The 9,688-nt window shown below is 69.2% G+C and carries 8 protein-coding genes; 4 read left to right on the plus strand and 4 right to left on the minus strand.

Translation table 11 applies throughout. The features are described from left to right. Nucleotides 1-2: 2 nt before the first annotated feature. Complete coding sequence (locus HUK68_RS10040) at nucleotides 3-560, minus strand: gluconokinase (RefSeq protein ID WP_244146136.1); 558 nt, start codon at nucleotides 558-560, stop codon at nucleotides 3-5. Nucleotides 561-701: 141 nt separating this feature from the next. On the opposite strand from HUK68_RS10040, the gene gntR reads away from it, so the two are divergent. The 4 genes from gntR to HUK68_RS10060 all read left to right on the plus strand — a co-directional run bounded on the left by gntR (nucleotide 702) and on the right by HUK68_RS10060 (nucleotide 4,681). Continuing rightward, nucleotides 702-1,730 carry an HTH-type transcriptional regulator GntR gene (gene gntR / locus HUK68_RS10045; protein ID WP_244146137.1) on the plus strand — a complete coding sequence of 343 codons (1,029 nt, stop codon included), beginning with the start codon at nucleotides 702-704 and terminating at the stop codon, nucleotides 1,728-1,730. A 140-nt stretch (nucleotides 1,731-1,870) separates the two neighbouring features. Continuing rightward, nucleotides 1,871-2,209: a c-type cytochrome gene (locus tag HUK68_RS10050; protein ID WP_175504075.1), complete on the plus strand. Its 339-nt coding sequence runs from the start codon at nucleotides 1,871-1,873 to the stop codon at nucleotides 2,207-2,209. Continuing rightward, nucleotides 2,209-3,501, plus strand: a complete 1,293-nt coding sequence (locus HUK68_RS10055) for an NAD(P)/FAD-dependent oxidoreductase (RefSeq protein ID WP_175504076.1) — start codon at nucleotides 2,209-2,211, stop codon at nucleotides 3,499-3,501. The genes HUK68_RS10050 and HUK68_RS10055 overlap by 1 nt, the downstream gene beginning before the upstream one ends. Nucleotides 3,502-3,763: 262 nt before the next feature. Then, nucleotides 3,764-4,681: a DNA/RNA non-specific endonuclease gene (locus tag HUK68_RS10060; protein ID WP_175504077.1), complete on the plus strand. Its 918-nt coding sequence runs from the start codon at nucleotides 3,764-3,766 to the stop codon at nucleotides 4,679-4,681. 144 nt (nucleotides 4,682-4,825) lie between these two features. Here the strand turns inward: HUK68_RS10060 and HUK68_RS10065 are convergent, their stop codons facing one another. From HUK68_RS10065 to HUK68_RS10075, 3 genes are read right to left on the minus strand one after another with little or no spacing between them, the layout of a single operon-like run. Continuing rightward, nucleotides 4,826-6,016 (minus strand): beta-barrel domain-containing protein, encoded by a 1,191-nt coding sequence (locus HUK68_RS10065; RefSeq protein WP_175504078.1) that lies wholly within the window; start codon nucleotides 6,014-6,016, stop codon nucleotides 4,826-4,828. Further along, entirely contained in the window at nucleotides 6,013-8,163 is a 2,151-nt protein-coding gene (locus HUK68_RS10070; protein WP_175504079.1) for a type I secretion system permease/ATPase, read from the minus strand. Before HUK68_RS10070 ends, HUK68_RS10065 begins: the two co-directional genes overlap by 4 nt. Further along, nucleotides 8,160-9,554 (minus strand): TolC family protein, encoded by a 1,395-nt coding sequence (locus HUK68_RS10075; RefSeq protein ID WP_208458658.1) that lies wholly within the window; start codon nucleotides 9,552-9,554, stop codon nucleotides 8,160-8,162. Before HUK68_RS10075 ends, HUK68_RS10070 begins: the two co-directional genes overlap by 4 nt. Between the last annotated feature and the right edge of the window lie 134 nt (nucleotides 9,555-9,688).

A 9,688-nucleotide genomic window follows, 5' to 3' on the forward strand; every position in this document is an offset into this window, starting at 1 on the left:
GTTCACGCCAGGGCGGGCGCGCGCCAGTCCGTGACGCGGCGCACGATCTCGGCCAGCGGCAGCGTGGCGTCGACACCGACCACACCGTCTTCGCCATCGGGGCGCTCGAGCGTGGCGAACTGGTTGGCCACCAGGTCGGGCGAAAAGAAATGGCCGGGGCGCTGCTGCACGCGCTGCAAGGCAGTGGCGTAGTCCAGGTCCAGAAACACAAAGCCCACGGCCGCATCGGGCAGCGCCGCGCGCAGGCGGTCGCGGTATTTGCGCTTCAACGCCGAGCAGGTCAGCACGATGCCGGTGGCTGGCGTGGCCCGGCCCAGGATCCGGGCCAGGTCCTGCAGCCAGAGGCTGCGGTCGTCGTCGGTGAGCGGAATGCCGGCCTGCATCTTGCGCACGCTTTCGGGCGCGTGGTAGCTGTCGCCTTCGTGCAGCGTCCACCCGAGTGCCTTCGCGAGCAACTGGGCGACGCTGGATTTGCCGCAGCCGGACACGCCCATGACTACCCAAGCCGTGGGCCGTGGCGAGGGAGATTCGCTGCGAGATTGTGGGATAGCGCTATCCATGGTACTTACAAAAAAGCGCGGGACCGAAGTCCGCGCGCAGTGAATTATTGCAGGCAGGATTGCGGGTAAACCGCGATGCCGACCTGCTTGGATAGCGCTATCATAAGCCCATTCCCAACCCTCAGACATCAGGACAAACCCTTGACAGAAGCTCCGCGCCGTGCCCGCCGCTCCAGCGGCCGTGTCACCCTGGCCGACGTGGCCCGGCTTGCGGGCGTGAGCCCGATCACGGTATCGCGCGCTTTGCGTGGCGAGCGCGCTGTCGATTCGCAGCTGGTGGAAAAAGTCCAGCAGGCGGCCGACACGCTGGGCTACGTGCCCGATCCGGCCGCGCGCGCACTGGCGTCGCAGAAAAGCACGCAGGTCCTGGTGCTGGTGCCGCTGCTGTCGAACGCGCTGTTCGTCGACCTGCTCGAAGCCGTGCACCGCACGCTGTTTCCCGAAGGCTACCAGCCGCTGATCGGCGTGACCCACTACGACAGCGCCGAGGAGGAGCTGCTGCTGCGCACCTATCTGCCGCACCGGCCCGCGGGCCTGCTGGTCACGGGCTTCGACCGCAGCGAAACCGCGCGCCAGCTGATTGCACAGAGCGGCGTGCCCTGCGTGCACCTGATGGAGACCAGCAACGCGCCGGGCGTGGCCTGCGTCGGGTTTTCGCAGACCGATGCGGGCGCGGCCATCACCCGGCATCTGCTCGAGCGCGGGCGCCGGCGCATTGCGTTTTGCGGCGCGCAGCTCGACCCGCGCGTGCTGCAGCGCGCCGAGGGCTACCGCCGCGGCCTGCGCGAAGCCGGCCTCTATGATCCGAGGCTCGAAATGTTGAGCCCCGAACGCTCGTCGATTGCCCTGGGCGCGCGGCTCTTCGAGGAGATGCTGCAGCGCATGCCCGATATCGACGCGATCTTCTTTTGCAACGACGACATTGCGCAGGGCGGTCTGCTGGCCGCGCACCGCCTGGGCGTGGCCGTGCCGGCGCGCATTGCCATGGCCGGCTTCAACGACCTTGCCGGCAGCGACCAGATGGTGCCGTCGCTCACCACGGTGCGCACGCCGCGCAGCGAGGTCGGGCGCGAAGGCGCGGGCATGCTGCTCGGCATGATGCGCGGCGCCAAGCCGGCCGTGGGCAGTATCGAGCTGGGTTACGAGCTGGTGGTGCGCGAGAGCACCTGAGCGGGTTGCGGCGGCGGCCCTTGTCGGCGCTGCCGCGCAAGCGCTGGGCGCCAGGCCTTATCCTCGCCGCCCACGGCGCCGGGCATGCTCGAAAGCCTGTGCCCGCGCCACCCCGCCGGGCCTGCGAGAAAGGCCTTTCCATGCATCTCCTGAGTTCCCTGCGCCATCCGCTGGCGCTGGTTTTCGCCATGCAGGGTGCGCCGGGCAACGGCGCGCCGCCCGCAGCGCCGCTGCCAGAGCCGTCGGCCGCGACGGTGGCCGTCATGGCCGCGGGCTGCTTCAGCTGCCATGGTCCCGACGGCCGCTCGACCACTGTGATTCCCAGCCTCGCGGGCCAGTCCGAACAGCGGCTGCTGCAGCGGCTGCAGGCCTTCAAGTCCGGCACCGCGCCCGATGCCACCATCATGACGCGGCTAATCAAGGGCTATGACGAGGCGCAGATCCAGGCGCTGGCGCGCTGGTTTGCGCAGGTGAAATGATGCCGGCGCCGCTGCATTCCTCCTCGCGCCGCCGCGCGCTGGGCGCACTGGGCGCAGGTGCCGCGGCATGGTCGATGCCGGCGCTGTTGCATGCCCAGGCGGGCGCCGCGCAGATCGTGGTCGTGGGCGGCGGCTTTGGCGGCGCCACGGCGGCACGCTATCTGCGCAAGTGGCTGCGGGCCGCGCGCATCACGCTGGTGGAGCCCGCAGCGCGCTACTACACCTGCGCGTTCTCGAACCTCTACCTCGCGGGATTGCGCGACTGGGAGACGCTGGGCCATGGGTACGACGCGCTGCGCACCCTGGGCATCGACGTGGTGCAGGCCAGTGCCGACGACATCGATCCCGTCGCGCGCACGGTGACGCTGTCCGGCGGCGAGCGGCTGCGATGGGACAAGCTGGTGCTGTCGCCGGGCATCGACCTGCGCTGGGACGCCCTGCCCGGCTACGATGAGGCCGCCGCCGAATTCGCGCCGCATGCCTGGAAGGCGGGCGCGCAGACGCATCTGCTGCGCCAGCAACTGCAAGCCATGCCCGATGGCGGCACCTTCATGATGGTGATTCCGGCCGGGCCCTACCGCTGCCCGCCCGGCCCGTACGAACGTGCGGCGCTGGTCGCGCACTACCTCGCCAGGTGCAAGCCGCGCAGCAAGCTCGTGCTGCTGGACGCCAAGGACGAGTTCTCGAAAAAGCCGCTGTTCCTCGAAGGCTGGAAGCAGCGGTATGGGGACATGGTCGAGTGGCGGCCGCCGGCCGAAGGCGGCGCGGTGGTGCGTGTCGATGCACAGCGGCGCGAAGCCGAGGATGCGCATGGCGCGCGCCACCGGGCCGAGGTGCTGAACGTGATTCCCGCGCAGAAAGCCGGCCTGATCGCCGTGCGCGCGGGCGTGGTCGATGCCAGTGGCTGGGCACCGGTGCATGCCGGAAACTTCGCCTCCACCTTGCAGCCCCATGTGCACGTGATTGGCGACGCGGCCAGTGCCGCACCCATGCCCAAGTCCGGCTCGAGCGCCAACTCGCAGGCCAAGCTGGTGGCAGCGGCCCTGCAGGCCGAACTGCTGGGCCGCGATGCGCCCGAGGCGCTCTACACGAACACCTGCTACAGCCTGATCGGTCCGAAGCATGGCATCTCGGTGGCCGGGGTGTATCGCGCGCAATCCGGCACGCTGGTCGAGGTGCCGGGTTCGGGCGGCATCAGCCCGCTCGGTGCGGGCGCGGACTTTCGCAGCGCCGAGGCCAGGTACGCGCTCGCCTGGTATGAAAGCATCTGTGGCGACACCTGGGGCGTCTGAGGCGCGAAATACGCGCCAATACCTGAGGAAAACTACAGTGTTTAGCGGTCTTTGAAAAAGCGCCCGAAAAGCAATTTCCCGAGCGCTGGCGCGCACTTGCGCGCAGGACCCGCGCGCTGCTGCGCGGGTGCGAGTGCAAACATCCGTGGGGTCGGGGCTGGCGCTTGCTTTGGCGGTTAACATCCGTCCAGACATGAAGAAGCGCGCCCGCAAACGCACCCGCAAGAGTGCCCTGCTATCCAAGATCAATGGCCTCCTGCGGATGCGCCGCTTCTGGTTCGGCTTGACCTCATCTGCGGCCGTCGGCCACCAGGTTTCGGGCTGCACGCTGGGCTCGGGCCTGTACGACACGGTGCTGGCCAAGTTCACGGGCTCGGTGGCTGCGCCGCTGCTGGCTTCGGCGCTGGCTTCGCTCACGCCGCTGGCCGACGGGCTCACGCGCTACGTGCTGCACGACCTGCTGGGCCTGCCCGCCAGCGTTGCCGGCAGCGCCGCAGGTTCCGTGGCCGGCACGCCCAGCAGCACCGCCACGCAGTTCTCGCAGTGCCGCCAGCATTTTCCCGCGGGCACGCCGCCCGTGGTGCCGGGCGCGGCCGACCTGCGCGAGCTGTGCTACAGCGGCTTTGCGGTGCTGCACAGCGGCAGCCACAAGGCGCCGGTGTTCGTCGCCGAGCGGCTGAACCGCAGCAGCGTGGTCCAGGCCAAGGGACTGCAGCGCACCGACAGGTTCTTCGCCGACGCGCGCCTGCCGCGCGCCGAGCGCGCCGAGCTGGCCGACTACCAGGGTTCAGGCTATTCGCGCGGCCATATGGCGCCCGCGGGCAACATGGCCAGCGCAGAGGCCATGGCGCAGAGCTTCAGCCTGGCCAACATGGTGCCGCAGAACCAGACCCACAACGCCGGGCCGTGGAGCCAGATCGAGCAGGACACGCGCAGCTACGCGCAGCGCGCGCAAGGCGATGTCTATGTCTTCACCGGCCCGGTGTATTCGGGCCCGACGCGCACCATCGGCCCGGGCAAGGTGCAGGTGCCCAGCCATCTGTTCAAGCTGGTCTACGACGCGAGCACGGGCAAGAGCTGGGCGCACTGGCAGGCCAATGCGGCCAGCACGCGCATGAGTGCGCCGATCAGCTATGAGGAGCTGGTGCGGCGCAGCGGAATCCGGTTTCTGCCGGGGTGAGGTCGTCAGTCCCGTCTCGTTCTACCGTTCGCCCTGAGCCTGTCGAAGGGTGCTGTTCCAGAGGGCAGGCCATTCATCCTTCGACAAGCTCAGGACGAACGGAATCTTGACTGCTGCGATAAATCGAAGGATCTGAAACCTTTTTCAATTCAACCGCGCCTTGATCAGCGGCCGCATCAGGTAGTTCAGCACCGAGCGCTTGCCGCTGAGCACGTCCACTTCCGCCACCATGCCCGGCTTGATCGGCAGCTTTTCCTCGCCCTTTTGCAGGTGGCTGCTGTCGGTGCGCACCAGGATCTTGTAGAACGCTTCCTTGCCGCGCGGCGTGTCTTCCTGGATGGTGTCGGGGCTGATCTGTTCGAGCTTGCCGGACAGGTCGCCGAACACCGTGTAGTCATAGGCGGTGATCTTCACGCGCGCCGGCATGCCGGGCACGAGAAACGCGACGTCCTTGGGCTTGACCTTGGCTTCGACCAGCAGCTGCTCGTCGCTGGGAATCACCTCCATGATTGCCTCGCCGGGCTGGATCACGCCGCCGCGCGTGGTGATCAGGATGGCGTTGACGCTGCCCTTGACCGGCGAGATCAGGTCGGTGCGGCGCAGCTGGTCGGCTTTTTGCAGCGAGGTCTGCTGCAGCGCGCTGAGTTCGGCCTTCTTGGCCGAGAGCTCGCTGTAGGCCTGCTGGAAATACTCGTTGCCCAGCTCCAGCAGCCGGCCTTCGAGCGCCGCGGCTTCGCGCCGCAGCCGCAGCAGTTCCATCTCGCTGACCGAGCGCGTGGCCACCAGCGGCTCGATGACCGCCAGCTGCTGGCGCGCCAGGCGCAGCTCGTTTTGCAGCGAAGCCTGCGAGGCCTTGAACTTCTCGCGCTTGGCCTTGAACAGCGCCTGCTCCGAGGCCATGGCCAGGCTGCCCGTCGGCAGGTCCCGAGGCACGCTGATGCGGTCCTTGTTGAGCGTTTCCGCTTCGAGCCGCGCCACGGTCGCGCTCAATGCCTCGATGTGGCTCTGGCCTTCGAGATAGGCCGAGCGAAAGCGCGTGTTGTCGATCTCGGCCAGCATCTGCCCGGCCTCGACTTCCTGGCCTTCCTTGACATGCAACTGCTTGAGGATGCCGCCTTCGAGGCTCTGGATCTTCTGCACGCGGCTGAAGGGAATGACGCGGCCGTCGCCGCGCGTGACTTCGTCGAGCTCGGACAAGGCGGCCCAGGCCACGAAGGCGACGATGCACAGCACGCTGACCCAGAAAACGCCGCGCGCCCCGGGATGCTCCATGGACAGCGCGGGATCGCGCAGCGCGCGCAGCAGCGCGCCCTCTTCCTTCTTGCGCGCGCTCATGGCTGCCCCTCCTGCGCCTGTACCCGGTTGCCCTGCACCAGCTGGCTTTGGGCGCCATCCATGACCACGCGGCCCTGGCGCAGCACCACGGCGCGCTGGGTCAGGTCGAGCAGCTGGCGCTTGTGCGTCGACAGGATCAGCGTGCGGCCTTCGAGCCAGGTATGCAGGTAGCGGATCACGCGCAGCTCGCTTTCCTGGTCGAACGCGGCCGTCGGTTCGTCGAGCAGCACGATGCGCGGGTCGAGCAGCAGCAGCCGGGCCAGGCCGATGGCCTGGCGCTGGCCGCCCGAGACGCTGGTGCTGCCGTTGATCTGCATGTCCATCCCCAGCGGGTGGGCGCGCACGAACTCGCCCAGGCCCACGCCCTCGAGCGCCGCCAGCATCTCGTCGTCGCCCAGGTTGCCGTTGAGCGGCGACAGGTTGTCGCGCAGCGTGCCGAAGAACAGCGCCGTGTCCTGCGGCAGATAACCGATCGACTGGCGCAGTTCGGCCGGGTCGATCTGCGTGAGCGCCAGGTCGTCGAGCTTGACCTGGCCTTCGCCCGGCGCGGTGAGTCCGGACAACAGGCGCAGCAGCGTCGACTTGCCCGCGCCGTTGCCGCCCAGCAGCGCCACGCGCTCGCCCGGGCGGATCTCCAGCTGCGCGATATCGAGCGCCATCGGACCCTCGCTGGTGTAGCCCGCGCGCACGTTCTCCAGCCGGTAGTGGCCCAGCAGCACCGCGGGCCGCGCGAAGCGGCGTTCGGCCGGGCGTTCGATGGGCGACGCCATCAGGCTGTCGAGCCCTTCCATGGCGACTTTCACATGCTGCCAGCGCGACAGCATGCCCGCCACCAGCGACATCGGCGAGATCGCGCGCGAGGCCAGCATCGAGCAGGCCACCAGGGCACCGGTGGTCATATGGCCCTGGCTGATCTGGTAGACGCCCACCACCACCACGCCCACATAGCACAGCTGCTGCACCAGCCCGGCGCCGTAGTTGATCAGCGAAGTCAGGCTGCGCTGCTGCACCGTGGCGCTCGACATCTCGGCCGTGAGCCGCTCCCATTGCTGCAGCAGCCGGCCTTCGCCCTGCGTGGTCTTGACGGTTTCAAGATGCTCGATGGCCTCGAGCAGCACGCCGTTCTTGATCGCGCCCTCGCGCAGGTTCTGCCGCGACAGCCGCGCCAGCACCCCTTGCGTTGCCAGCCCCACGCCCAGGATCAGCAGCACCGCCACCAGCGGCACCCAGGCCACGGGGCCGCCGATCACCCAGACGATGCCGATGAACAGCAGCACGAACGGCAGGTCGCTGATGGTCGCCGCCGTGGTCGAGGTGAAGAACTCGCGCACCGACTCGAACTCGCGCACCTGGTTGCTGAACGCGCCCATCGACGCCGGCTTGGACTGCAGGCGGATCTGCAGCACCTGGTTGAACAGCAGCGAAGACAGGTGCAGGTCGAGCCGCTTGCCCACCACTTCGAGCATGTGCGCGCGCAGGCTGCGCAGCACGAACTCGAACACGATGGCCAGCACCGCGCCGCTGGCGAGCAGCCACAGCGTCTCGAACGCGCTGTTGGGCACCACGCGGTCGTAGACCTGCAGCGCGAACAGCGACGAGGCAATGGCCAGCAGGTTGGCCATCAGCGCCGCGAGCGCCACGCGCGCGTAGTCGCGCCAGCAGGCGCGCAGCGGCCCCTTGAGCCAGTGCGTGGGCACGTCCTTGGCAAACGCCTGGGCGCGTCCGTCCGGGCGGTAGCGCGGCCGCGCGAACAGTGCCTGGCCCGCGTACAGCGGCTGCAGGTCGGCCAGCGCCATGCGCTGCTGGCCGCCGCCGCTTTCGGGGTCGAGCAGCACCACCGCGCCATCGATGGTTTCAACCCACAGCAGCAGCCCGCCGCCCTTGAGCTGCAGCAGCGCCGGCAGCAGCGGCGGCGTGATGTCGCCCAGCGCGATGCCCTGCACGCGCGCGTGCAGCCCGGCGCGGCGCAGCGCGCGCGGCGCCAGCGCCAGCGGCAGCCGGCCGCGTTCGAGCGCAAAGCCCTGGCCCAGCTCGGCCACGCTCACGCCATGGCCGAAATGCGCGCACAGCAGCACCAGCGCCTCGCGCACCGGGTCGCGCGAGGCCGCGCTCGCGGGCCGGTCGGTAACGAATGGAATGGCGCTCATGGAAGAATCTTCTCCGCAATGCGGTCTTCAAGCAAAGGCACGAGCAGCCCGAGCTGGGCCATGGCGCGCAGCGGCAGGCGCTGGCGCTCGCCTTGCAGCTGCAGCAGCTGGCGCTCGGCCTCGAAACGGTCGGCCTCGACGGACAGCAGATCGATCATGCTGCGCATGCCGACAAAGAACTGCTCGCGGTAGATGGCGCCGATCTCGCCCGCGCCGCCGATCTGCTCGCGCAGCGCGGCCTCGCGCGCGGCCAGCGGCGCCTCGCCCTCCATCAGCACCTGCACCTTGCGGCGGATGTCGCGTTCGATCTGCTCCTTGTCCCATTGCGCGGCTTCGAGCGCCTGGCGCGCGGCGTCGACGCGCTTGAAGTTGGACAGGCCCTGGAACGCCGCCATGCGCAGGCGCAGCATGATGGTGGTGTCGCGCGTGAGCTGCCCGCCGATCTCGCGGCGCTGCGCCGTGCCTTCGAGGTTGAGTTGCGGCTTGAGCGCGGCATCGGCGGCCTTGATGTTGGCCTCCTCGACCCGGCTTTTCTCCACCGCCTGCAGATACAGCGGCGACACCAGGATCAGTGGCCCAAGACGGCGGCCGCGCTCGAGCAGCGCATCGAGCGGCACCAGCGCCGGCGCCTCGAGCGCTCCGGCAGGCATGCCCACCAGCACCGCGAACTGCTGCGCGGCCTCCTGCAGCCGGCCCTGCTCGAGCAGCAGTTGCTCCTGCGCCCGCGCCAGCGCCAGCGTCACGCGGCCCGATTCGCTGCGGTCCACGTAACCGGTGGCGACGCGGCGCTGGCTCAGGGCCAGCAGTTCATCGAGGCGCTCGATATAGGCCTCGGCCACCGCCACGCGCTGGCGCGCGAACAGTACGTCGAGATAGGCTTCGCTGATCTCCAGCGCCTTGTCCTCGCGCGCCACGAGCAGTTCCTGCACGGCATGGCGCTGCGTGGCCTGGGCGCTGTCGACGCGGCTTTCCACCGCGCCCCAGTCGTAGAGCATCTGCGTCACGAGCACGTCGTAGCCGAGCTGGAAACTGCCCGAGCCCGCGGTGCCGACGCCGGCTTGCACGTTCGGGTGATAGCCCGCGCGCGCGATGTCGATCTCGGTGTCGTAGCGGTTCACGCGCGCCATCGCGGCGCGCACGCCGGGGTTGATGCCCAGCCCCTGCTGCACCGCATCGCGCAGTCCCATGGCGGCTGGCCGCGGCACGGCTATGCGCTGCGTGGCAGCAGCCGGGACGGCGCCAGCCGACGCCGCAGGCCCGCCGCCAGGGACGGCCGCCAGCCGCCGCGTCAGGTGCAGCATCTCCGCGGACCACGCGGCTTCGCTGGTCCACAGGCATCCCAGCAGCAGGCACAGACCCAGCCGCTGGCCCGAGGGCGCGCGGGCCCTCATTGCAAGGCTTTCGGCGCGCTGCGGCTGCACCCTCCTGCAAACGCAGCCGGCGCTGCGCACGGGTTGAAAACGCTGGCGGCGGCCTGCGCCGCTGCCAGGCTGGCAGTCGAATCAATGAACAAACCCATGCAAAT

The organism is Comamonas antarctica (assembly GCF_013363755.1).
In the GTDB taxonomy this organism is placed as follows: Bacteria; Pseudomonadota; Gammaproteobacteria; order Burkholderiales; family Burkholderiaceae_C; genus Comamonas; species Comamonas antarctica.

Coding starts and splice junctions, on each gene's coding strand:
- HUK68_RS10040 (WP_244146136.1), bottom strand. CDS start 560: ATGGATAGCGCTATCCCACAATCTCGCAGCGAATCTCCCTCGCCACGG.
- HUK68_RS10050 (WP_175504075.1), top strand. CDS start 1,871: ATGCATCTCCTGAGTTCCCTGCGCCATCCGCTGGCGCTGGTTTTCGCC.
- HUK68_RS10055 (WP_175504076.1), top strand. CDS start 2,209: ATGCCGGCGCCGCTGCATTCCTCCTCGCGCCGCCGCGCGCTGGGCGCA.
- HUK68_RS10060 (WP_175504077.1), top strand. CDS start 3,764: ATGCGCCGCTTCTGGTTCGGCTTGACCTCATCTGCGGCCGTCGGCCAC.
- HUK68_RS10065 (WP_175504078.1), bottom strand. CDS start 6,016: ATGAGCGCGCGCAAGAAGGAAGAGGGCGCGCTGCTGCGCGCGCTGCGC.
- HUK68_RS10070 (WP_175504079.1), bottom strand. CDS start 8,163: ATGAGCGCCATTCCATTCGTTACCGACCGGCCCGCGAGCGCGGCCTCG.
- HUK68_RS10075 (WP_208458658.1), bottom strand. CDS start 9,554: ATGAGGGCCCGCGCGCCCTCGGGCCAGCGGCTGGGTCTGTGCCTGCTG.